We start from the raw sequence: 24,241 nt of genomic DNA, 5'->3' as shown, positions 1-24,241 counted from the left end.
GGGGGCTCGGCGGCAGCACCGGCCGGGGCGTGGGGGCTCGGCGGCGGGGCCGCCCGGCGGGTGGGGGTTCGGCGGCAGGGGTGCCCGCAAGCTGGGGGCTCGGTGGGTGGAGGGTCGTGTGCGGTCAGTCGTGGGCGCGGGTGAGGTCGGCGTCCTCGTAGCGGACCATGCGGCTGCCCGTGAGGAGCCGGTGTCCGGCCCACAGGGCCAGGAACAGCGGCAGGCCGATGTAGGCGCTCAGCGCGGCGGTCAGGTCCAGGTCCCCGAGGAAGGCCTGGTAGTTCTGCCCGAGGATCACCACGGCGCACAGCCCCAGGGCGACCACCGGGCCCAGCGGGAAGAACCGGGCCCGGTAGGGCAGGTCGGCGAGGTCGTGGCCCTGGGTGGTGTAGGCCTTGCGGAAGCGGTAGTGGCTCCAGGCGATGCCCATCCACACGATGAACCCGGCCAGGCCCGAGGCGCTGACCAGCCACACGTAGGCGTCCCCGTCGCCGATGAAGGTGGTGAGGAAGCAGGCTGCGCCGACCACGGTGGTGGCGATCAGGGCGTTCATGGGCACCCCGCGGCGGTTGACCTTGGCCAGGAAGCGCGGGGCCTTGCCGCCCTCGGCCAGGGCCCAGAGCATGCGGGTGGAGGCGTAGAGCCCGGAGTTGCCCGCGGAGAGGATCGCGGTGAGGATCACCGCGTTCATCACCGAGGCCGCCGCGAGCACCCCGGCGTTCTCGAAGACCAGGGTGAAGGGGGAGATGGAGATGTCCTGGACCCCGCTGCCCAGCAGCTGGGGGCTGGTGTGGGGGATGAGGAAGCCGATCACGGTGATCGCCCCGACGTAGAAGAGCAGGATCCGCACGAACACGGTGCGGATGGCCCGGGGCACGTTGCGCTCGGGGTCCTCGGCCTCACCGGCGGCGACCCCGACGAGCTCGGTGCCCTGGAAGGAGAAGCCGGCGACCATGAAGATCGCCAGGATCCCGGCCCCGCCGCCCACGAAGGGCGCTTCCCCGGTGGTCCAGTTCTCGAAGCCCGGCGACTGCCCGCCCAGGATCCCGACGATCATCAGGATCCCCAGGACGAGGAAGACCACGATGGTGACGACCTTGATGAGGGAGAACCAGAACTCGCTCTCGCCGTAGGCGCGGGCGCTGAGTGCGTTGAGGGCGAAGAGGATCGCCAGGAAGGTCCCGGACCAGATCCAGGAAGGGGTCTCGGGGAACCAGTAGCGCATGATCAGGGCCGCGGCGACGAGTTCGGCGGCGACGGTGATCGCCCAGTTGTACCAGTAGTTCCAGCCGATGGCGAAGCCGAAGGAGGGGCTCACGAAGCGGGTGGAGTACTCCTCGAAGGCCCCGGAGACGGGCAGGTAGGTGGCCATCTCGCCCAGGGACTGCATGAGCAGGAACACCATGAAGCCGATGACCACGTAGGCCAGCAGCGCCCCGCCGGGGCCGGCGGTGGCGATGGTGTTGCCCGAGGCCACGAACAGCCCGGTGCCGATGGCCCCGCCCATCGCGATCATGGTCAGGTGCCGGGGCTTGAGGCTGCGGCGCAGCCCGTCCCGGGAAGGCAGCTGCTCCTGGATCTCAGGAGCGCTGTGCTCGGCCCGGGGGCGTGCGGTGATGCTCACGCGGAATCTTCTCCTCTGGTGGGTGGACGGACCACGGAAGGAGGAAGTGGGGGGCGCCGTCCCCCCGAACGGTCCTGGCCGATTATGGGGGAGACGTTGCGAACCCAAAAATCGGGGGCGGGCCGCGCACGGCGCCTCCCCCTAGGATGAACGGGTGAAAACGCAGACGGGACCGGGCGGGGCCGCGCCGCGCCGCGGTTCCCGCCGGTTCCTCGATGTGGCCATTCTCACCGGGGTCCTCCTGGCCCTGGTCGCCGCGACGCTCGCCGGCCGCTGGGTGTGGCAGCCGGCCCCGGCGCCCGAGGAGCAGGTCTCCTGCGCCCCCTACGGCCTCGAGGACGTGCGCATCGCCCCGCGCGGCGGGATCGGCCCGCTCCACGACGGCCCGGTGCGCTCCGGCGGCCTGCGCTGGACGGAGGGCCCCTCCGACCGGCTCGACGTCGCCTTCGAGCACGACGGCACGACCAGCAGCTACCACGTCTTCGCCGACGGCATCGACTGGGGCGAGCCGGTCGGCGTCGTCTTCCGGCTGCACGGGGACGGGGCCTACGAGTACTACCACCCGCAGCACAAGGTCTCGTGCCTCGCGGAGGTCGCACGCTCGCACAACGCGGTGCTCGTGGCGCCCCGCACCCCCGACCGGCAGGGCGAGCCCACCTGGTGGGAGGACCTCGACGGCAACGCCGAGTGGTTCCTGGCCCTGGCCGAGCAGGAGATCTTCGCCGAGTACGACCTCGACCGCTCCCGCACGTGGCTGCACGGCTACTCCGGCGGCGCCGAGTTCATCAGCTACGAGCTGCTGGCCGACCGCGCGGACTTCCTGCAGGGCGGCGGCGCAGTGCTCTCCGGCGGCGGCGGGGCGCCGTCCTCCGGGTCCTCGGAGCCGACGGACGAGCAGCTCGAGCAACTGGTCCTGCACTGGGACGTGGGCCTCGAGGACGACGGCACCGACCCCTGGGCGCCGTTCGACGCGCTCTCCGCGGCGGCCGCCGGGCACGCCTGGTACGAGGACGCCGGCTACGAGCGGACCAGCGTGCGCTACCGCGAGGGCGTGGACCACTTCGAGCTGCCCGAGGCCCGGGTGCTCGACGCGGCGATGACCGCCGGGGAGCGGTCGGCCGCGCGCCCGGAGGAGCCCCCGACGGAGCTCTCGACGGAGGCCGCGGCAGGGGGACGTGACTGATATCTCGTCGTCGTCCCTGGTCAGCGGGGGATCCGCGGATTGCCGGGGCGCAGCGGGGGAGGCAGCGCACCGGGAACGGACCACGGGCTGCCTCTCGGCTTGCATATGCAACAGCACCGACCGTACGGTGCAGTAAGCAGAGCTGGCAGGGGAGCCGGTTCAGGGGGCAGGCCGATGCCGGGGGCATCGAGGCCGAACGATCACTGCCGGTACCGCGCTGATCCGCGCGTGCTTCCAGGGAGCCTTCCAACCGGTCCGTCCGGTCCCTGAGCCCATCTCTCCCGCCGGCACCGGCCGTTGCGCAGATCCGCAGCGGCGGAAAAGTCGATGGGGGAATCAATGACAGTGCGCCCAACCACGCGCAGCGGCTCGACCCGCCAGGGAGGCGGACGGCACCTGCTCGAGGACCGGTACGCGGAGCAGGAACCGGCCGAGGGCGGTGACGTCCTCGACCGCGCCCTGCACACGCAGCCCATGCCGCAGGTCCCGGGCCGCGCCGTCTTCCCCGTCTCGTCCGCGCCCGCACCGCGCACGCTCGTGGACATCGTCATGGACACGGTCTCGCGCCACCCGGACGCGGTGGCCGTCGACGACGGGACCACCGTGCTCAGCTACGCCGAGTTCCTCGAGCGCGTCGAGGCCCAGGCCCAGCGCCTGTGGGACCTCGACATCGGCCGCGGGGACCGCGTGGGCATCCGCGTGCCCTCCGGCACCGTGGACCTCTACGTGGCCGTCCTCGGCACGATCTTCGCCGGGGCCTCCTACGTCCCGGTCGACTTCGACGACCCCGACGAGCGGGCGAGCACGGTCTGGGAGGAGGCTGCGGTCTGCGCCGTCTACGGCGCCGACCTGACCCTCCGGCCGCGCAGCGGCGTCCGAGCGGGCGCGGACTGCCGGCAGCCCGGCACGGGCGACGACGCCTGGATCATCTTCACCTCCGGGTCCACCGGCAAGCCGAAGGGCGTGGCGATCAGCCACCGCTCGGCCGCCGCGCTCGTGGACGCCGAGGCCGAGCTCTACCTGCCCAAGCGCCCGCTGGGCCCGGGCGACCGCGTGATGGCCGGGCTCTCGGTGGCCTTCGACGCCTCCTGCGAGGAGATGTGGCTGGCCTGGCGCTCCGGCGCCGCCCTGGTCCCGGCCCCGCGCGCCGTCGTGCGCTCGGGCACCGACCTCGGGCCGTGGCTCGTCGAGCGGGACATCACCGCCGTCTCCACGGTGCCGACGCTCGCGTCGATGTGGCCGGCCGAGGCGCTGAGCCGCATCCGCCTGCTCATCTTCGGCGGGGAGGCGTGCCCCAACGAGCTCGCCGCCCGCCTCGTGCACCCCGGCCGCGAGGTCTGGAACACCTACGGCCCCACCGAGGCCACGGTCATCGCGACCGGCGCCGTGCTCACCGGCGAACCGCCCGTGCGCATCGGCCTGCCGCTGCCCGGGTGGGAGCTGGCCGTCGTCGACACCTCCGGCAACCCCGTGCGCTGGGGCGAGGAGGGCCAGCTGATCATCGGCGGCGTGGGACTGGGCCGCTACCTGGACCCGGCCAAGGACGCCGAGAAGTTCGCGCCCATGGACTCCCTCGGCTGGGAGCGGGCCTACCGCTCTGGGGACCTCGTGCGCGCCGACCCCGAGGGCATCGTCTTCGTGGGCCGCGCCGACGACCAGGTCAAGATCTCGGGCCGGCGCGTCGAGATGGGCGAGATCGACGAGCAGATGTCCCGGCTGCCCGGCGTGCAGGCCGGCGCCGCCGCCGTGCACACCACCCCGGCCGGCAACCAGGTCCTCGTGGGCTACCTCGTGGCCGAGGCCCCCGGCTCGGTGGACCTCCAGGTCGCCCGCCGCCTGCTCGCCGACCGGCTGCCGGGCCAGATGGTGCCCGCGCTGACCCTGATGGACGAGCTGCCCCTCAAGACCTCCGGCAAGGTGGACCGCAAGGCCCTGCCCTGGCCGCTGCCCTCCGCCGGTGCCGCCACGGAGGCCTCGCAGATCGACGCCGAGCTCGAGTGGCTCGCCGCCCTGTGGGCGGACCAGCTCGGCCCCCTGCCCATCGACGAGGACAGCGACTTCTTCGTCCTCGGCGGCACGTCCGTGGCCGTGGCCAAGCTCGTCTCCGAGATCCGCCGCACCTACCCGGACGCCGCGATCGCCGAGATCTACCGGAACCCCACGCTCGCCGGGATGCACGAGTACCTGACCACGCTGGCGCGCGTCGACGTCGTCGCCCAGGACGCCGCGCGGTCCCGCCGGGTGGCGGACGTCCCGCGCTGGAACGGCCTCGTGCAGGTCCCCTTCCTCGTGGGCCTCTACGCCGTCTCGGGCCTGCGCTACGTGGTCGGCGCCGCGATCGTCGTCTGGCTGCTCTTCAACGTGCTGGGCGCGGGCTGGGTCCCGAACCCGCCGCTGCTGCCGCTGGTGGTCGGCTGGCTCGTGCTCTTCGCCCTGCCCGGCCGGCTGCTGCTCACCGCGCTGTTCATCCGGCTGCTGACCTTCCGGCTGCGCCCCGGCGCCCACGCCCGCGGCTCCTGGACCCACCTGCGGGTCTGGATGGCCGAGCGGATCCTGATCCTCAACAAGTTCGAGCCCCTCATGGGCACCCCCGTGATGGTGCTGTTCTTCCGGCTGCTCGGCAACCGGGTGGGACAGCACACCCACCTCGACACGATGCCTCCCGTGAGCGGCATGGCCCGCATCGGCGACGGCGCCGCCGTCGAGCACGAGGTGGACCTCTCCGGCTACTGGCTCGAGGGGGACGTCTTCCACCTCGACGGCGTGACCGTCGGCGAGAACGCCCGTGTCGGCACCCGCACGCTCCTGAGCCCGGGCGCGGTCGTCGGGACCGGCGCGGAGGTCGACCCCGGCTCCCACGTCACCGGCACCGTCCCCGCCGGCCGCCTGCAGGGCGGCTCCCCGCTCGTGGACCTCGGCGCCGCCGGTGAGTCCTGGCTCGAGTGGGGCCCCGGCCGCAGCAACCGGTTCCTGACCGGGCTGCTGTACGCGCTGGGCCTCGGCACGGTCGGGCTCCTGCCCGTGCTGGCCGTGGTCCCCGGCGCGCTGATCGTCTACAGCCAGGTCCGCGGGATCGAGCTCTACGAGCTCGTCTTCCCCGTCATGGCCCTGTGGGTTCCCGTCTTCGCCGTGCTCACGGTGCTCGTCTACCTCGCCGTGCTCGTGCTGATCGTGCGGGCGCTCGCCCTGCTGATCCGTCCCGGCCACCACCCCGCCGACGGGACCGTGGGCTGGGCCGTGTGGCTCACGGGCGTGCTGCTGCAGAAGAGCCTCGTCTCCACCTACCCCGTCTACGCCTCCATCGCCACGCCGTTCTTCCTGCGGCTGCTGGGCGCCCGGGTGGGCGACCAGGTGGAGATCTCCACCGTGGAGACCCTGCCGCACCTCACCACCTTCGAGTCCGGCTCCTTCATGGCCGACCACTCGATGGTCAGCTCCGCCCGCATCGGCTTCGGCTGGATCCACGTGGGCCCCTCGACCGTGGGGGAGCGATCCTTCGTGGGCAACTCCGCGATCGTGGGACCGGACCGGGACGTCCCCGAGGACTCCCTGGTCGCGGTGCTGTCCTCCGCCCCGGCGGACGCCGAGCGCGGCACGTCCTGGCTGGGCCGGATGCCCGAGCCGATCAGCCGCGTCACCGACGCGGCGGACGAGGCCGTCACCTACCGGCCGCGCCGCCGGCTGGTCGTGGCCCGCACGCTCGTCGAGTCGCTGCGCGCCCTGCCGTTCATGGTCACCGCGTGGCTGGACCTCGCGATCGTGTTCGTGCTCACCACGATCTACATGCAGGCCGGGGGAGGCCTCGACGGCATCGTCTCGGCGCTGCTGTGGGCCACGCCCGTGGTGCTCGCCGCCGGCGTGGTGGCCGCCCTGATCCCCGTGCTGGTCAAGTGGGCCCTGATGGGCCGCTTCCGCGAGGGCGAGCGCCCGCTGTTCAGCTCCTTCGTGTGGCGCAACGAGCTCGCCGACACCTTCGCGGAGTCCCTGGCCGTGCCCGGTCTGATCCGGCTGGCCGTCGGCTCCCCGGTGTTCAACGTCTGGGCCCGGCTGATGGGCGCCCGGATCGAGCGCGGCGTGTGGTGCGAGACCTGGTGGCTGCCGGAGTTCGACCTCGTGCACCTGGGCCGGGGCGTGTCCGTCAACCGCGGCACCGTGCTCCAGACCCACCTCTTCCACGACCGCATCATGCGGCTGCAGCCCGTGTCGATGGAGGCGGGCTCCACCCTGGGGCCCAACAGCTTCGTCCTGCCCGGCAGCACCGTGGAGGCCGGCGCCACCGTGGGCCCCGGCTCCCTGGTCATGGCCCAGGAGACCGTGCCCGCCGGCAGCACCTGGGGCGGCAACCCGATCCGCCCGCTGCACGCCGACGTCCTCGAGACCGTGCCCGCCGGAGGAACGACCCGTGAGCGCTGAGCACGCGGCCGCCACGCGTGGCGGGGGCAACGCGGTGCTCAACGTTCCCGGCGCCTCCGGGAAGCGCACCCGGCGCCGGCTGGTCGGCGTGGACGCCGCCCGGGGCTTCGCCCTGCTCGGGATGGTCGCGGTGCACACCCTGCCCTACTGGGACGCGGAGAACGAGCGCGCCTCCTTGAGCTGGTCCCTGTTCGCCGGGCACTCGGCCGCCCTCTTCGCCATGCTCGCCGGGGTGAGCCTCGCGTTCCTCTCCGGCGGCCGCACCCCGCACACGGGCCGGCGCCTGACCGGGGACCGGGCGGGGCTGGTGGGCCGCGCCGCGGTGATCGCCCTCGTCGGGTTCCTCGTTGGCTTCGTGGCCCCGCCGGTGAACAACATCCTCATCTACTACGGGATGTTCTTCCTGCTCGCCATCCCGTTCCTGGGGCTGCGCATCCGCCACCTGCTGATCAGCGCGGCGGCGTTCACCGTGCTGGCCCCGTTCCTGATGCAGTGGTCCCTGGACGTCCTGCCCGCCCACGTCCACAGCAACCCCACGCTGTGGAACCTGGTCACGGAGCCCGTCACCGTCCTCTCCCAGCTGCTGCTGACCGGCACCTACCCGGCCCTGCCGTACATGGCCTACCTGTGCGCGGGCATCGCCCTGGGCCGGATGAACCTCACGAGCCGGCGGGTGCAGCTGTGGCTCCTGGGCGCCGGCGCGGCGCTGGCCCTGCTCTCCTGGACGGTGTCCATGGTGGCGCTGCTGGTCCTCGGGGTCTACGACCGGATCTGGGAGGCCACCCCGTGGCTGTCCGAGGAGCAGATCGACGCGATCCTCGTCTTCGGCCCGGACCCGTCCCTGCCGACCACCACGCTGTGGTGGCTCATGGTGCCCGCCCCGCACAGCAACACGCCTGTGGCGCTGCTCCTGAGCCTCGGCATGGCCGCGTTCGCGCTCGGGGCGTTCCTGCTCCTGGCCCGGCTGATCGGCAAGGCGCTCACGCCCCTGGCGGCCGCCGGGTCCATGACGTTCACGCTCTACACCCTGCACCTGCTGTTCCTCGCCACGGGGGTCTACGACCTCCACCCGGGGTTCTGGTTCTGGATGCAGGTGGCCGCGTTCGGCCTGATCGCCGTGGCGTGGCAGCGCGCCGTGGGTCAGGGCCCGCTCGAGAAGCTGGTGGCCCGCACCTCTAAAGGCATCTCCCGGACGGTGGCCGAGCGCTGACCTGACGCCGAGTCCCCAGGCCGGTGGCATTTGCCCACGTGGATGCGTGGGGATTTGGCACCGGGTTGGGGACTCGGCGTCAGTGGGCCCCGGTGGTTGGGGGACTCGGCGCCCGAGGGGCGCCGGTGACCGGGGGCTCGGCGCGGCGAGGAGGGCGGGGGAGCCGGCGGCCTCACAGGGCCACCGCCGCCGTGTGAGTGGAAGTGCACCGGGGCGTTACTCCTTCCGCCGGGGACGGAAACACGGGGTTCCTAGCGTGGGAGCATCGCACGCCGCCGTGCTCCGCCCCGCTCGCCCAGGAGGTCACCCGTGAGCTCAGAACTGCATCCCGACCCGGCCACCACGCAGGCACGCACGCCGACGCCGCCGCTCGCCCTGCGCGAGCGGCCCGGTCGCTGGCTGGACGGCTACCGCCCCGAGGACCCCGTGTTCTGGGAGAGCACCGGCCGCCCGATCGCCCGCACCAACCTGAAGTGGTCCGTCGTCGCGGAGTTCCTCGGCTTCGCCGTCTGGCAGCTGTGGGCCATCACCGTCATCTACCTGCCGGCGGCGGGCTTCGCCTTCAGCGACTCCCAGATCTTCTGGCTGATCTCCATCCCGTCCCTGGTGGGCGCCACGCTGCGCATCCCGTACACCTTCATGGTCGGCCGGTTCGGCGGCCGGAACTGGACCGTGATCTCGGCCCTGCTGCTGCTGGTCCCCACCGTGGGCCTGGCAATGGCGGTCGCGGATCCGGGCACCCCGTTCGGGGTCATGCTGCTGCTGGCGGCCACGGCCGGCTTCGGCGGCGGCAACTTCGCCTCCTCGATGGCCAACATCACCTACTTCTACCCCGTGCGGGAGAAGGGGTACGCGCTGGGGCTCAACGCGGCCGGCGGCAACCTCGGCACGGCCGTGGCCCAGCTGCTCGTCCCGATCGCGGTCACCGCCCTGGCCGCCGGCGCCCTCGACCTCCCGCTCGCCGGGTGGATCTGGGTGCCGTTCATCCTGGTCGCCGCGTGGGGCGCCCGGAAGCACATGCACAACCTCTCCCACGCCAAGGGGGACGTCGCGGGGTCCCTGGCCACGGTCCGGGAGCCCCACTTCTGGGTCATGTCCTTCCTCTACGTGGGCACGTTCGGCTCCTTCATCGGCTTCTCCAGCGTGTTCCCCAAGCTCATCGCGGACACGTTCCCGGAGTTCTCGTCCATCGGCGTGGGCGCCGCGGCGCTCTCCCTGGCGTTCCTCGGCCCGTTGGTCGGCTCGGTCTCCCGCCCCTGGGGCGGCCGGCTCGCGGACCGCTTCGGCGGCGCCCCGATGACGGTCGCGGTGTTCGCGGTGATGGCGCTGCTCGCGCTCGCCGTGGTGCTGACCCTGCCGCTGGCGAACTTCTGGCTGTTCCTCGGCCTGTTCCTGCTGCTCTTCACCGCGGCCGGCATGGGCAACGGCTCCACGTACCGGATGATCCCCTCGATCTACCGGGTGCTGGGGCTGCGGCAGCAGCAGGACGTCGCCGTGTCCACCGAGCGCCGGGCCTCGGCCGCGCTGGGCCTGATCGGAGCGGTCGGCGCGTACGGCGGCTTCATGATCCCGCAGGCCCTGAACCTCTCCAACAGCACCACGGGCGCCTACAGCGCGGCGTTCCACGGCTTCGTGGCGTTCTACCTGGTGGCCCTCGGCGTGACCTGGTTCTGCTACCTGCGCAGGGGCACCGAGATGGGCGACAGCCACATCTGAGCCGGCACCACCGATCCCGTCCCGCCGATCCCCTCGCAGGAGCCGCCCGCATGAGCACCACGGCCACCCACTGCCCGTACTGCGCCCTGCAGTGCGCCATGACCCTCGACCCCGGATCGGAGACCGCCGCGGAACAGGGCTTCCCCGAGGTCGCCGCACGGCAGTTCCCCACCAGCCGGGGCGGGATGTGCCGGAAGGGGTGGACCTCGGCGGAGCTGCTCGCCGACCCCTCGCGGCTCACCGCGCCGCTGCTGCGCGGGGCGGACGGGGTCTTCCAGGAGGTGTCCTGGGAGACGGCCCTGGACCGGATGGCCGGAGAGTTCCGGGCGGCCCAGGAGCGGTACGGCCCCGACGGCGTCGGCGTCTTCGGCGGCGGGTCGCTGACCAACGAGAAGGCCTACCAGCTGGGGAAGTTCGCGCGCGTGGCCCTGCGGACCTCACGGATCGACTACAACGGCCGGTTCTGCATGTCCTCCGCCGCGGCCGCGGCCAACCGCTCGCTCGGCATGGACCGGGGCCTGCCGTTCCCCGTGACGGACCTCGACGACGCCCACACCGTGCTGCTGCTGGGCACGAACCCCGCCGAGACCATGCCCCCGTTCGTCCAGCACCTGCAGCACGCCCGCCGGCACGGGGGCCTCGTCGTCGTCGACCCCCGCCGTTCCGCCACGGCCCGGATGACCGACGACGACGGCGGACTGCACCTGCAGCCCACCCCCGGCTCCGACCTGGTGCTGCTGCTGGGCCTGGCCCACGTGGTCCTGCACGAGGGACTCGCCGACCGGGCGTACCTGCAGCGGCGCACCACCGGGCTCGAGTCCTTCCTACCGAGCGTCAGCGCGTGGTGGCCCGAGCGGGTCGAGCAGGTCACCGGCGTCCCGGCGCAGCGGATCCGCCGCGCCGCCCGCCTTCTGGCGCGCGAGCGGCGGGGGACCTACGTCCTGACCGGGCGCGGGGTGGAGCAGCACGTCGACGGCACGGACACGGCGACCGCCGCGATCAACCTGGCCCTGCTCCTCGGCCTGCCCGGCCGCGAGGGCTCCGGCTGGGGCACCCTGACCGGGCAGGGCAACGGGCAGGGCGGGCGTGAGCACGGCCAGAAGGCCGACCAGCTGCCCGGCTACCGCAGCATCACGGACCCCGCCGCCCGCGCGCACGTGGCCGGCGTGTGGGGCGTGGACCCGGAGCACCTGCCCGGCCCCGGCATCCCGGCCGTGGAGCTGCTGACCACCCTCGGCACCGAGCACGGCGTGCGCTGCCTGTGGGTCAACGGCTCCGACGTGGTGATCGGCGCCCCGGACACGGACGCCGTGGTCCGCGGGCTGCAGGCGCTGGACTTCCTGGTGGTCTGCGACTTCTTCTTCTCCGGGACCGCCGAGTTCGCCGACCTGGTGCTGCCGGTGCTGCAGTGGGCCGAGGAGGAGGGCACCATGACGAACCTCGAGGGCCGGGTGCTGCGCCGCCGCCGCGCGGTCGATCCGCCGCCCGGGGCCCGGAACGAGCTGTGGATCATGGCCGAGCTGGCCCGCCGGCTCGGGGCCCCGGGGACGTTCAGCCCCGAGCCGCAGGAGGTCTTCGAGGAGCTGCGCCGGGCCTCCGCCGGCGGGAAGGCCGACTACTCGGGAATCGGGTGGGCCGCCCTGGACGCGGACGAGGCCTGCTGGTGGCCGCATCCCGCCGGGGCGGCCACGGGCACGCCCCGCGTCTTCCTCGACCGCTTCGGCCACCCCGACGGGCGGGCCGTGCTCGTCCCGGTCCGCCCGCGCGCCGCCGGCCGGGCCGTGGACCCGAGCCCGCGGGCGCACCGCCGGGAGCCGCTGCACCGGCCCGGCACCCTGACACTGACCACCGGCCGGTACCTGGAGCACTACCAGTCCGGCAACCAGACCCGCCGCGTGCCCTCCCTGCGCGAGGCCCGGCCCGAGGCCGGGCTGCAGATCCACCCCGCGACCGCGGCCGCGCTCGGCATCCGCGACGGCGCCGCGGTGGAGCTGACCAGCGCCCGCGGCCGCGCCGTGGCCCGCGCCGAGCTGAGCGCCGACATCCGCCCCGACACGGTGTTCCTGCCCTTCCACTACGCCGGGACGCAGACCGCCAACCGGCTCGTGTCCGCTGCGGCCGTGGACCCGGTCTCGTCCATGCCCGAGTTCAAGGCGGGCTCCGTCACCGTCCGGGCGCTCGCCGCCGAGGAGACGACCCGATGACCCCGCACCGTCCCACCCGCTCGACGGGCACCCCCATGCGGCCCGGCGAGCACGTGGTCGTGATCGGCTTCGGCCCCGTGGCCGCACGGTTCGTCGACGACGTCACCGACCTCGCCGCCGCGGGCACGATCCGCCTCACCGTGATCGGCGGGGAGACCGACCCGGCCTACAACCGGGTGCTCGTGGGCGAGCACGCGATGGGCCGCGCCGAGCTCGCCACGATGGGCCTGTCCGACCCCGGGGCCCTCGCCGGGGCCGGGGTCGAGGTCCTGCTCGGCACGGAGGTGACCCGGATCGACCGGTCCCGCCGGCTCCTGCACCTCACCGACGGGCGGACCGGCGGGTCCCGGGAGCTCGGCTACGACCGCCTCGTGCTCGCCACCGGGGCCCGCCCGAACCTCCCCGTGCTGCGCGGGATCAACCCGGACCCCGGCGCCTACGAGCACCTGCCCGCCGGGGTCACCGCGCTGCGGGACCTGCGCGACGCCCGGACCGTGCGCGCCGTCGTCGAACGGCGGGGCCGGGTGGTGGTCCTGGGCGGCGGCGTGCTCGGGCTCGAGGCCGCGCTCGCGGCGAGCGAGGCCGGCTGCCCGGTGACCGTGGTCCACCACGCCCCGTGGGTGCTGACCCGCTCCCTCGACGCCCCCGCCGGCGCGCTGCTGGGCCGCGCCCTCGCGGACGCCGGCGTGGAGGTGGTCTCCGGGACCCCGGCGCGCGAGGTCCTCCTCGACGAGGACCGGTCCTTCCGCGGGCTCGTCCTCGAGGACGGCCGGACCGTGCCGGGCGAGCTGCTGCTGCTGTCGGTCGGCGTCACGGCGCGCACGGAGCTCGCCGAGGGCGCCGGGCTGCGCACGGCCCGCGGGATCGTGGTCGACCACGAGCTCGAGGCCGACGTCGAGCAGCGGGTGTTCGCGGTCGGTGACTGCGCCGAGGTGCTGTGCAGGGACCCGTCCTGCCGGGTCTGCCCCGGGCGGGAGGGCATGGGCCCGTCCGGTCTCGTGGGCCCCGGCTGGCGGCAGGCGGAGTGGCTGGCCGCCCGCTTCCGCGCGGAGCTGGACGCCGTGGCCGAGGGCGGGACGGCGGTGCTCGCGCCCCTGACCACCGGGACCGCCGGCGCGGTGCGGCTCAAGGCCCACCAGGTGGAGCTCGCCTGCGCCGGGACGGTCGGGGGACTGCCCTGGGAACCCCGCCCGGACGGCGGGACCGTGGTGCAGTGGGCGGACGGCGCCGCCGGCACCTACGCCAAGCTCGTGCTGCGGGCGGACCGCACGCTCGAGGGCTACATCGTGCTCGGCCTGCCCCGCTCCGCGGCAGGGATCGGGCTGCTGCACGACCGCGGCGAGCCCGTGCCCGCGGACCCGAGCGTCCTGCTGCGCCCCGACGGCCCGGACGCCGGGGCGCAGCAGGAGGCCCGGCTGACGCCCGAGTCGACGGTCTGCCACTGCGCCGGCGTCACGAGGGGCCGGATCTCCGAGGCCGTGGGGATGGGCGCCGCCACGGTCGAGGAGGTCGGCTGCGCCACCCGCGCCTCGACCGGCTGCGGGGGCTGCAAGGACGCCGTGCGCCGACTCGTCGAGGAGCACGCCGCCGCGGTGTGACGGGGACCGGCGGCGGGAGCCCGGCCCCCTGCAGTGTGCGATCGCACAAGGGTGGACAGCGCGGCCGGCCCGTCCCGGTTGGCCGGGATGCCGCGGGGTGCGAAGATGGTCGCGCCCGCGGCCCGACTCCGCAGCCCGACTCCGAGGGCCGGACCCGACGAACAGGACGACCATCCATGAGGGAGCGCACCACCGAGGACCCGCCCGCGGCGGGCGGCAACGGCCGTGCCGCCCGGCGCACCACCAGGCGCTCGGTGGGCCTCGACGCCGCCCGCGGGCTGGCGCTGATCGCCATCATGTGCGTGCACATCCTGCCCATGTCCTACGCCGCCACGGGCCGGCCCACCGTGACCTGGATCCTGTTCCCCGGCGACTCCCCGGCCCTGTTCACCCTGCTGGCCGGCACGGGGCTGGCGCTCACCTCCGGCGGCCGCCGGCCGTTCCGGGGCCGCGAGATGACGGCCGCCCGGGCGGGCATCGTGGTGCGCGCGCTGCTGCTCCTGCTCCTCGGGCTGCTCATCGGCCTGGTCATGCCGCCGGAGCCCCCGGCGTACAACATCCTGATCTACTTCGCCGTGTACTTCCTGCTCGCCCTGCCGTTCCTGGGGCTCGGGCCGCGGGCCCTGTTCCTGGGCGCGGCGGTCTTCCTGGTCGCCGGCCCGGTGCTGCTCCACCTCGTGGGGGACTCGCTGCCGGAGTTCTCCTCGTACAACCCGACCTTCGCCACCCTGGTCACCGAACCGCTCGCGGTGCTCGGGCAGCTGCTCCTGACGGGGACCTACCCGGCCCTGCCCTACCTGGCCTACGTGCTGGCGGGGATGGCCATCGGCCGGCTCAACCTCCGCCGCCGCGACGTCCAGGTCCGGCTGCTCGTGGTCGGCGCGGCGCTCGCGGTCACCGCGAAGCTCGTCTCGCGGCAGCTGCTCTACGCCGGGGACGTCTACACGAGGCTGCTGTTCAGCGACCCGGACCTCACCGCGGTACAGCTCGAGAGCCTGCTCGTCTACGGCCCCGTGGGGACGCTGCCGACCACCTCGCCGTGGTGGCTCGTGCTCACCACCCCGGACGTCAACACGCCGTTCTCCGTGGCGTGGAGCCTCGGGGTGAGCCTCGCCGTCGTCGGGGCCTGCCTGCTCCTCGCCCGCCGGCACGAGGCGTGGCTGCAGCCCGTGGCGGCCCTCGGCGCGATGACCCTCACCCTGTACACGGCGCACCTGGTGTTCCTGTCCTTCGAGGTGTTCTACACCGCCCCGGTGCTCTGGCTGATCGCGAGCCTGGGGCTCTCCGTGCTGTTCGCCCTCGCCTGGCAGCGGGCCTTCGGGGCGGGCCCGCTGGAGCGGGCCATGAGAGCGGTGGTCCAGCCGGTCCGCCGGGCCGTGGCTCAGACCTCCAGCCGGTAGCCGCGCTTGATCACGGTGGCGACCAGGGGAGCGGGCAGGATCCTGCGCAGCCGGGAGATCACCATCTCCAGGGCGTGCTCGGTCTCCAGGCCCGGCACTGCGGACAGCAGCAGCCCGCGGGAGACCACCGCCCCGGGGCGCTCCGCGAGCGCCCGCAGCACCGCGACCTGGGCGTCGGAGAGCGGGACGAACCCGCCCGCCAGGGCGGCGCCGGTGCTCATCAGCCGCAGCGTCCCGTGCCGGGTGGGCACCACGAGGGCGCGCTCCTCGACCGCGTGGGTGCACACCGCCCGCACCAGGGCACCGAGCCGGAAGCGCTCCGGCACGAGCGGCGCCACCCCGGCCTCGCGCAGCGGCTCGGCGCAGACGGGTCCCACGGCCGCGGCCGTGACGTCCGTGCGCAGGGCGTCCACGAGGTCCTCGTAGCGGCCCAGCTCCTGGGCGGTGCTGAACAGGGAGTCCACGGCGGGGGCGGCGGTGAAGGTCAGCACGTCCAGGCGGCGCTCGCACGCGTCGCGGATCAGGGCCGGCAGGCGCTCGCCGTCGTCGGCGGAGAGCCACCGGTAGGGGGCCACCGTGTCCACCTGCGCCCCGGCGGACACGAGGCGCTCCAGCTGGAGCTCGTCGGCCACCCCGTGCAGCTGTACGGCCACGCGGGCCCCGGCCACTCCCTCGGCCAGGAGCCGGTCCACCACCGAGGAGGTCCGTCCGTCCTCGGAGGCCTCCGCGTCCTCGAGCTCGAGGGAGAGCACCTGGCCCCGGGCCTTCGCCCCGCGGGTGAGGACCCGCGCGGCCCGGAAGGCGTCCCGCAGGTCCTCGCCGAGGCCCGCGGCGTCGGCGGCCTCGAACCACCGGCGCAGCCCGTAGGCCGTGGTCACCACGACGATCCCGGGCCGGTGGGCGAGCAGGGCCCGGGTGTCCTCGACCACCCGGGTGTCCTCGGCCACGGGGGAGATCATCAGGGCGGGCGCGTGCACCACCTGCGCGCCGCGGCGCTCCAGGGCCGCGATGAAGTCCGTGGCGCGGCGGTGGGCCGTGACGCCGACGCGGAACCCGGTCAGTTCGCCGAGCGCGCCGCGGTCGCCGAGGCCGCCGGGGGCGGGGGCGGAAGGATCAGCGGTCATGCGCCGAGCGTAGGTCGGCCCCGTGACGGCGGTGTTTCCGCGTGTTTCCGATTCCGCACCGCTCGCGCCGCGCGGGCGGTGCGGGCCGCATCAGGACCCGGTGGCCGCGGCGCCCTCGCGGACCGGGATGCGCGGGCCGGTCAGCAGCACGGGGCCGTCACCGGCCTCGGCGGCGGCGCGCTCGGCGTCGGTCGCGGGCCGGCGCTGGCCGCGCTCGAGCACGTAGTCCTGGGAGTCGTCCGGGGCGGCGTCGTTGACGAAGGAGCGGAAGCGGCGCAGCCGCTCGGGGTCCTTCAGCGTCGCGGCCCACTCGTCCTCGTAGCGGTCCACGTGCTGCGCCATCGCGGCCTCGAGCTCCTCGCCGACGCCCAGGGAGTCCTCGACGACGACGGCGCGCACGTGGTCGATCCCGCCCTCGAGTTCCTCCTGCCACCGGGCCGTGCGCTGCATCCGGTCGGCGGTGCGGACGTAGTACATGAGGTACCGGTCGATGTACCGGACCAGGGTCTCGTCGTCCAGGCCCTGGGCCAGCAGCTGCGCGTGGGCGGGGTTCGCGCCGCCGTTGCCGCCGGTGTAGAGGTTCCAGCCGTCGGTCGTGGAGATGATGCCCACGTCCTTGCCGCGGGCCTCGGCGCACTCGCGGGCGCAGCCCGAGACGCCCATCTTGAACTTGTGCGGGGAGCGCAGCCCCCGGTAGCGCAGCTCCAGCCGCACGGCCATGCCCACGGAGTCCTGCACCCCGTAGCGGCACCACGTGGAGCCCACGCAGGACTTCACGTTGCGCAGGGCCTTGCCGTAGGCCTGCCCGGACTCGAAGCCGGCGTCCACGAGCTCCCGCCAGATCTCGGGCAGCTGCTCGAGCCGGGCCCCGAACATGTCCACCCGCAGGGCCCCGGTGATCTTCGTGTACAGGCTGTGCCTGCGGGCCACCTCGCCGAGCACGATGAGCTTCTCGGGGGTGATCTCCCCGGCCGGCACCCGGGGGACCACGGAGTAGGTGCCGTCCTTCTGCATGTTGGCCAGCGCCCGGTCGTTGGTGTCCTGCAGGGCGCCCCGGCCGGCGTCGAGCACGTACTCGTCCCGCTGGGAGGCGAGCACGGAGGCGACCACGGGCTTGCAGATGTCGCAGCCCAGGCCGGTGCCGAAGCGGGCGACGACCTCGTCCCACGAGGACAGGTCGAGGGCGCGCACGGCCTCGAAGAGCCCGGCGCGGGAGAGCTCGAAGTGCTCGCACAGCGCCGTCGAGACCTCCACGCCGGCTTTCGCCAGCTCCCGGTCGAGGGTCTTCTTGAGCATCGGGAGACAGGACCCGCACTGCGTGCCGGCCCGCGAGCAGGTCTTGAGCTCCCCGATCTCGTGCACCCCGCAGGAGATCCGCTCCCGCACCGCACCGGTCGTCACGTTGTTGCAGGAGCAGACGACGGCGTCGTCGGGCAGGTCCCCGGCCGGGACGTCGCCCCCGGAGGCGGAGAGGTAGGCACCGGGCTCGCCGGGCAGCTCCCGGCCCAGCAGCGGGCGCAGCGAGTTGTACGGCTCGGCGTCGCCCACGAACACCCCGCCCAGCAGCGTCCTCGCGTCCTGGGTGGTCACGACCTTCTGGTACATCCCCCGGGCGGGGTCCGCGTAGACGACCTCGAGGCAGTCCTCGGTCTCGCCGTAGGCGTCGCCGAAGGACGCGACGTCCACGCCGGAGAGCTTGAGCTTGGTCGCGGTGTCGAAGCCGTCGAAGCTGGAGCGACCGCCCGCGAGCCGGTCCGCGACGATCTCCGCCATGGTGTTCGCCGGCGCCACGAGCCCGAGGCACTCCCCGTTCCAGGAGGCGACCTCCCCGATCGCCCACACGTGCTCGGCGGAGGTGCGGCACGCCTCGTCGATCACCACGCCGCCGCGCGGGGCGGTCTCCAGGCCCGCGTTGAAGGCCAGGCGGTCCCGGGCCCGGATGCCGGTGGCCACGATCACGAGGTCCGCCTCGAGGTCGGCGGAGTCCCGGAACTCGACGGCGCACACCTCGCCGTCGGACTGGCGCAGGCCCACGCCCGAGGGGCGCTCGCCCAGGTGCAGGCGCACGCCGCGCGCGGAGATGAGGGCGTTGAGGGAGCGGCCGGCGCCCTCGTCCAGCTGGGCGTTCATGAGCCACCTGCGGGAGTGCACCACCGTGGCCTCCGCGCCGAGCTCCTGGAGCCCGCCCGCGGCCTCGAGGCCCAGCAGGCCCCCGCCGATCACCACGCCGCGCGGGGTGCGCCCGTAGCGGGCGCGCAGCCGCTCGACCTCGGCGCGGATCCCCGCGACGTCGTCGAGGGTGCGGAAGACGAACGCGTGGTGGGCGCCGGGGACGTCCAGGCGGGCGGCGTCGGAGCCGGTGGCCAGGACGAGCTCGTCGTAGCCGGTCACGGTGCCGTCGGCCGCCGTGACCGTCCGGGCGGCGGGGTCGATCTCCCGGGCCTCCACGCCCTGGCGGAGCTCCACCCGCGGGTCCCGCCACACGGTGCCGCCGCCCAGCGTCAGGTCGACCGCGCCGTCGGGGCCCGTCAGCGCCTTGGACAGCTGGACGCGGTCGTAGGGGGTCCACGGCTCGTCGGCGAACACGGTCAGGCGCACGTGGTGGTCCCGCGCGGACAGCGCGGCCTCCGCGAACCGGTGGGCGGCGGGCCCGCCCCCGACCACGACGACGTGCTGGGGGGACTGCGGCGAGAAGGGGGAGCGCGGCACGGGGACCTCCGGGAACTGGTGCGGGGCTGGGGCGTCGCCTCCGACACTAGGAGCGGGGGATTGCCCCGCCGTTGCCCCGCCGTTCCGGTCGCCTTACGGGGTCCTCACCGGTCCGCCCGCCCGGTGTGAGCAGGCCTTGACCGGCGCGAAACGGCCCCGGCGCGTGCGCGTCATCCGCCCCGCCTAGCGTCGAGCACGACGACCCGCCGAGCCGCAGGAGGCCCCCATGACGACGACCCCGACCCCGAGCGCGACCACGGGCACGACCACGGGCGCGACCATCACGACGCCGGACGCCCCGGCCCGTGCCGCCGGGACCACGTGGCACGACGTGTGCGCCCTGGGGGACCTCGAACCCCTGTGGGGCGAGGCCGCCCGGGTGGCCGGCCGTCAGGTGGCCCTCTACCGGGTGGACGCCGCGACGGTGCTGGCGGCCGACCACCGCGACCCGCGCACCGGGGCCTGCGTGATGGCCCGCGGCATCCTCGGCTCCCGCGGCCCGGCCGTCACGATCGCCTCCCCGCTGCACAAGGAGGTCTACGACCTCGCGACGGGGCTGTGCCTCACCGGCGACGGCCCGGCCCTGCCGGTGCACCCGGTCGAGGTGCGGAACGGGCGGGTGCGCGTCGGTCTGCCCGGCTGACGGCACGTCGTCGGCGTTCTCCCAGGAGCCCGTCCGTAAGATGACCGGGTGACACGACAGCACCCCTGGCGCGGCCTCCGGTGGCCGCGGCAGCAGCACCGCCACCGCGGCAGGACGTCCCGACGTGCCCGGCGACGGCTGCGCCTGCTCGCGGCGGGCGCCCTGGCGCTGGTGCTCCTGTTCGTCGCGACGGTGGTGGTCCTGGTCGACCGGGCCGACGAGCCCCCGGAGGCCGAGGCTCCCGAGACCGTCTCGTGCGCCCGCTACGGCCTCGACGGCGTCCGGGTGACCGCCCGCGGACCCGGCGGGCCCACGGACGCGGCCGTGCTGGACGCCCGCGTGTTCGGCCCCGGGGACGAGCGGCAGGACCGCTTCCAGCTCGAGTTCGAGCACGACGGGATCACGAGCTCCTACCACGTCTTCGCCGAGGACCTGGACTGGGACCGGCCGGTGGGCGTCGTGTACCACTTCCACGGGGACGGCGCCTTCGAGTACGAGAACCCCGAGTACACCGCCTCCTGCCTGGCGGAGGTCGCGCGGGAGCACAACATGCTGCTGGTGGTCCCGCGGACCCCCGACCGTTCGGGGGAGACCACCTGGTGGGAGGAGCGGGACAGCAACGCGCAGTGGTTCCTGGCGCTCGTCGAGGAGCGTCTCGAACCGGAGTACGACATCGACCGTTCCCGGACCTGGCTGACCGGGTACTCCGGCGGGGCCCAGTTCATCAGCCAGGAGCTGCTGGCGGACCACGTCGACCTCGTGCCGGGCGGTGGCGCGATCATGATGGGCGGCGGACAGGCCCCCGACTCGCCCTCCGCGGAGCCCACCCGCGAGCAGCTCCGGGAGCTGCGCCTGCGCTGGGACGTGGGGGAGGAGGACGACGGGAGGGACTCCCGGGCACGCTTCGACGCCTTGTCCGCGGCGTGGGACGGGCACGGGTGGTACGAGCGGCAGGGCTACGAGCACACCCGGATCCGCGTGCGGGAGGACGTCGACCACTTCGAGCTGCCGTACGCCCGCGTCCTCGACCGCGTGCTGACCTCCGCCGAGGAGCCGGCGTGAGCCCGGGACGAGAAGCAGGACGATGTCCAGGACGATGTCCACGCGGCGTTTGCTGAAGTAAGCTAGGGCGTGCACCAGTGCGCCCCGAGACCGTCGCCCATGACGCTCGGGCGGGCACCGGGCGCCGTGCCGGGGGGCGCGGGCGAGGCCGACCTCGGCCCGGGTGCACGAACCGATCGATCCATGGGGGAGCCGAATGCCCGAAGAACGCACGCCGCCGTCCGGGACGGCCGCCGTCACCGGGGTCCTGACCGGAGGACCCGGGCAGGACGTCGCCGGAGCTCCCCGGCCCACGCGGCGCCTCATCGGGGTGGACGCCGCCCGCGGCCTCGCCCTGTTCGGCATGGTCGCCGTGCACACGCTCCCCTCGTGGGACGAGCAGACCGGCGAGGCGCAGCTGTCCTGGACCCTGTTCGCCGGCCACTCGGCCGCGCTGTTCGCCACGCTCGCCGGCGTGAGCCTGGCCTTCGCCTCGGGCGGGCGCACGCCCCGCACGGGACGGCGGATGACGGCGTCCCGGTGGGCGCTGGCAGGACGGGCGGGGGTGATCGCGCTGGTCGGCTTCCTCCTCGGCTTCCTGGATCTGCCGGTGAGCAACATCCTGATCTACTACGGGATGCTCTTCCTGCTGGCCGTGCCCTTCCTGCGGCTGCGGACCCGGTCCCTGCTGCTGTGCGCCGCGCTCTTCGCGCTCGTCGCGCCCTTCCTCATGCAGTGGTCCGTCGACGTGCTGCCCGGCCTCGAGTACGAGAACCCCAGCCTCGTGGACCTGGTCGTCGACCCGGGCGCCGTCCTGTCCCAGCTGCTGCTGACCGGCACCTACCCCGCCCTGCCGTGGATGGCTTTCCTGCTGGCCGGCCTGGCCGTGGGCCGCACCGACCTGACGAGCCGGAGGGTGCAGACGCTGCTCGCCGCGGTCGGGGCCGCCGTGGCCCTGCTCGTGTGGTCGGCCTCCGTCCTGGCCCTGCAGGTGCTCGGCGGCTACGAGGCAATCGTGCGGGGCACTCCCTGGATGGACGAGTCGGAGATCGAGGAGGTGATGGTGTTCGGCGGGGACCCCTCGTTGCCCACCGACACCCTGTGGTGGCTGCTGATCCCGGCCCCGCACTCGAACACGCCCGTCTTCCTGGTGCTCAACGTGGGTCTGGCGCTGTCCGTCCTCGGCGTCTGCCTGCTCCTGGAGCGCGTGGCCGGCAGGGTCCTCGCGCCGATCGCCGCGGCGGGCGCGATGACGTTCACGCTCTACACGGCCCACCTGCTGATCCTCTGGCCGGAGTACTACGATCTCGGGCCCTCCGTCTGGACGTGGGGGCAGCTCGTGGCGTTCACGGTGTTCGCCCTGCTGTGGCGGCGGGCCCTGGGGCAGGGCCCGCTGGAGAAGGTGGTCACCCGGTCCACCAGGGCCATCTCCCGCCGGGTCCTCGCCCGGGGCGGGGACGGAGCGCGGCCGACGCCTTCCTCGTCCGCGCCGCGGGGACCGGACCGGCCGTAGCGGCCGACGACGTCGGGGCCCCCGCGCCGTCCGGAGCGCCGCGCTGCCAGGGCGGCCGCGCGGTCAGAGTCCCAGCGCGGTCTCGAGCTCGGCGCGGATCCGGCCGAGCCGTTCCCGGGCCTCGGCCCGGGCGGCGGGCAGCCCGGCCCGGCCGACCACCGGGGAGACCACCTCGAGATAGCACTTGAGCTTCGGCTCCGTCCCGGACGGGCGCACGATCACCCGGGCGCCGTCCGCGGTGAGCAGGCGCAGGCCCTCGGTGGGCGGCAGCCCGGTCCCCGGTGCGGCGAGATCCACGACCTCGACGACCTCGGAGCCGCCCAGCGCGGCCGGAGGGGCGTCCCGCAGGGCGGCCGTCATGACCGGGATCCGGCCCAGGTCCGCCACCCGGATGCTCAGCTGGTCGGTCGCGTGCAGCCCGTGGGCCAGGGCGAGGTCGTCGAGGACGTCCGGCAGGGTCCGGCCCTGCGCGCGCAGCTCGTCGGCGAGCACCGCCACGGCCACGGCCGCGCTGATCCCGTCCTTGTCCCTGACCACCTCCGGCGCCACGCAGTAGCCCAGGGCCTCCTCGTAGCCGAACACCAGTCCCGGGACGCGGGCGATCCACTTGAAGCCGGTGAGCGTCTCACGGTGGGCGATCCCCGCCGCGGCGGCGATCCGCCCGAGCAGGCGGGAGGAGACGATGGAGTTCGCGAGCACGGCGCCGGCACGCCCCGCACACCGCGCCGCGGCGGCGTGGCCGAGCAGCGCGCCGACCTCGTCGCCGCGCAGCATCCGCCAGTCCGTCCCCGCACCGCCGGCCCCGGGCACCGGGACGGCCACGGCCACCCGGTCCGCGTCGGGGTCGTTGGCGAGGACGAGGTCGGCGCCCACGGCGCGGGCGGTGGCCAGGGCCAGGTCCAGCGCGCCGGGCTCCTCGGGATTGGGGAACGCGACGGTGGGGAACTCCGGGTCCGGCTGCGCCTGCTCGGGGACCACGTGGACGTCGGCGAGACCGGCCCGTCGCAGGGCCTCCGTCGTCGTGCGCCCGCCCACCCCGTGCATCGGGGTGAGGACGATCCGCAGGGACCGCCCGGGGCCCGCTGCGGCGGGGACCACGGCGGGGACGACGGCGTCGAGATAGTCCTTCTCGACGCTCTCGGGCAGCACGGTCCAGCCGTCCTGCGCCCGCGGGATCTGCGCGACGGGGCCGACGGCCGCGATCCGCTCGGCGATCATCAGGTCGTGGGGGGCCACGATCTGGCAGCCGCGGGCCTCGGGCTCCACGGCCCGGCCGCCGAGGTAGACCTTGTAGCCGTTGTCCGCCGGCGGGTTGTGGCTGGCCGTGACCATGACGCCGACCTCGGCCTCGAGGGCGCGCACCGCCCACGCGAGCACGGGGGTGGGCAGCGCCGAGGGCATCAGCAGCGTCTCGATCCCGGCGGCCGTGAACACCGCGGCGGTGTCCCGGGCGAAGACGTCGGAGGAGTGCCGGGCGTCGTAGCCGACCACCGCCCGGGGGCGCCGGGCGGATCCCGCCGCGGCGTCCGAGGCCAGGACGTGGGCGGCCAGCCCCGCGGCGGCGCGCAGCACCACCACCCGGTTCATCCGCATCGGCCCGGCGCCCATGGCCGCCCGCAGCCCCGCGGTGCCGAACTGGAGGGTGCCCGAGAAACGATCGACCAGCTCCGCCCGCGCCGCGGCGTCGCCGGTTTCGGCGGCCTCGACGAGCCCCGCCAGCTCGGCGCGGGTGACGGGGTCCGGGTCGGCGGCACCCCACGCGCGGGCGGCGTCGAGGATCGGCGGATCGGTGCGGGAGTCGGTGGTCATGGCGCGGCCTCCTGGAGGTGTCCGGTGCGCCGGAGTGCCGGGCCGGGACTCCGT

The 24,241-nt window shown here is 74.4% G+C and carries 14 protein-coding genes; 10 read left to right on the top strand and 4 right to left on the bottom strand.

Annotated features, from left to right (window positions below):
- Positions 1 to 124 precede the first annotated feature (124 nt).
- Positions 125 to 1,579, bottom strand: coding sequence for an amino acid permease (locus tag ACH9D2_RS18145; protein ID WP_396364228.1), 1,455 nt, complete (start codon positions 1,577 to 1,579; stop codon positions 125 to 127).
- A gap of 199 nt (positions 1,580 to 1,778) precedes the next feature.
- Between ACH9D2_RS18145 and ACH9D2_RS18140 the strand changes: the two genes are divergently transcribed.
- The 7 genes from ACH9D2_RS18140 to ACH9D2_RS18110 all read left to right on the top strand — a co-directional run bounded on the left by ACH9D2_RS18140 (position 1,779) and on the right by ACH9D2_RS18110 (position 15,348).
- Positions 1,779 to 2,807 (top strand): hypothetical protein, encoded by a 1,029-nt coding sequence (locus tag ACH9D2_RS18140; RefSeq protein ID WP_396364226.1) that lies wholly within the window; start codon positions 1,779 to 1,781, stop codon positions 2,805 to 2,807.
- A 474-nt stretch (positions 2,808 to 3,281) separates the two neighbouring features.
- Positions 3,282 to 7,220 (top strand): Pls/PosA family non-ribosomal peptide synthetase, encoded by a 3,939-nt coding sequence (locus tag ACH9D2_RS18135; RefSeq protein WP_396364227.1) that lies wholly within the window; start codon positions 3,282 to 3,284, stop codon positions 7,218 to 7,220.
- Positions 7,210 to 8,430 carry a heparan-alpha-glucosaminide N-acetyltransferase domain-containing protein gene (locus ACH9D2_RS18130; RefSeq protein WP_396364225.1) on the top strand — a complete coding sequence of 407 codons (1,221 nt, stop codon included), beginning with the start codon at positions 7,210 to 7,212 and terminating at the stop codon, positions 8,428 to 8,430. Before ACH9D2_RS18135 ends, ACH9D2_RS18130 begins: the two co-directional genes overlap by 11 nt.
- 309 nt (positions 8,431 to 8,739) lie before the next feature.
- Positions 8,740 to 10,146 (top strand): MFS transporter, encoded by a 1,407-nt coding sequence (locus ACH9D2_RS18125; RefSeq protein ID WP_396364224.1) that lies wholly within the window; start codon positions 8,740 to 8,742, stop codon positions 10,144 to 10,146.
- A 50-nt stretch (positions 10,147 to 10,196) separates the two neighbouring features.
- Positions 10,197 to 12,350, top strand: coding sequence for a molybdopterin-dependent oxidoreductase (locus ACH9D2_RS18120; protein WP_396364223.1), 2,154 nt, complete (start codon positions 10,197 to 10,199; stop codon positions 12,348 to 12,350).
- The gene (locus ACH9D2_RS18115; RefSeq protein WP_396364222.1) at positions 12,347 to 13,948 is read left to right on the top strand and encodes an FAD-dependent oxidoreductase; all 1,602 of its coding nucleotides are present in this window, start codon (positions 12,347 to 12,349) and stop codon (positions 13,946 to 13,948) included. The genes ACH9D2_RS18120 and ACH9D2_RS18115 overlap by 4 nt, the downstream gene beginning before the upstream one ends.
- Positions 13,949 to 14,124: 176 nt before the next feature.
- Positions 14,125 to 15,348 carry a heparan-alpha-glucosaminide N-acetyltransferase domain-containing protein gene (locus ACH9D2_RS18110; protein WP_396364221.1) on the top strand — a complete coding sequence of 408 codons (1,224 nt, stop codon included), beginning with the start codon at positions 14,125 to 14,127 and terminating at the stop codon, positions 15,346 to 15,348.
- Here the strand turns inward: ACH9D2_RS18110 and ACH9D2_RS18105 are convergent.
- Both ACH9D2_RS18105 and nirB read right to left on the bottom strand, forming a co-directional pair.
- Positions 15,330 to 16,472 (bottom strand): uroporphyrinogen-III synthase, encoded by a 1,143-nt coding sequence (locus tag ACH9D2_RS18105; RefSeq protein WP_396364220.1) that lies wholly within the window; start codon positions 16,470 to 16,472, stop codon positions 15,330 to 15,332. The two genes, ACH9D2_RS18110 and ACH9D2_RS18105, sit on opposite strands and share 19 nt — an antisense overlap.
- Before the next feature lie 90 nt (positions 16,473 to 16,562).
- Positions 16,563 to 19,181, bottom strand: a complete 2,619-nt coding sequence (gene nirB / locus ACH9D2_RS18100) for a nitrite reductase large subunit NirB (protein WP_396364219.1) — start codon at positions 19,179 to 19,181, stop codon at positions 16,563 to 16,565.
- Positions 19,182 to 19,407: 226 nt separating this feature from the next.
- Here nirB and nirD point away from each other — a divergent pair, with 226 nt between their 5' ends.
- From nirD to ACH9D2_RS18085, 3 genes are all read left to right on the top strand, one after another.
- Entirely contained in the window at positions 19,408 to 19,824 is a 417-nt protein-coding gene (nirD, locus tag ACH9D2_RS18095) for a nitrite reductase small subunit NirD (RefSeq protein WP_396364218.1), read from the top strand.
- A 48-nt stretch (positions 19,825 to 19,872) separates the two neighbouring features.
- Positions 19,873 to 20,886, top strand: coding sequence for a hypothetical protein (locus ACH9D2_RS18090; protein ID WP_396364217.1), 1,014 nt, complete (start codon positions 19,873 to 19,875; stop codon positions 20,884 to 20,886).
- A gap of 196 nt (positions 20,887 to 21,082) precedes the next feature.
- Positions 21,083 to 22,378 (top strand): heparan-alpha-glucosaminide N-acetyltransferase domain-containing protein, encoded by a 1,296-nt coding sequence (locus ACH9D2_RS18085; protein ID WP_396364216.1) that lies wholly within the window; start codon positions 21,083 to 21,085, stop codon positions 22,376 to 22,378.
- Between the two features lie 63 nt (positions 22,379 to 22,441).
- Here ACH9D2_RS18085 and ACH9D2_RS18080 read toward each other — a convergent pair whose 3' ends face one another.
- Entirely contained in the window at positions 22,442 to 24,187 is a 1,746-nt protein-coding gene (locus ACH9D2_RS18080) for a phospho-sugar mutase (RefSeq protein ID WP_396364215.1), read from the bottom strand.
- Between the last annotated feature and the right edge of the window lie 54 nt (positions 24,188 to 24,241).

The organism is Kocuria rhizosphaericola (assembly GCF_044462205.1).
GTDB classification, from domain to species: domain Bacteria; phylum Actinomycetota; class Actinomycetes; order Actinomycetales; family Micrococcaceae; genus Kocuria; species Kocuria rhizosphaericola.
Note: the sequence above shows the minus strand (reverse complement) of the source record. Positions and strands in the feature narration are given on the sequence as shown.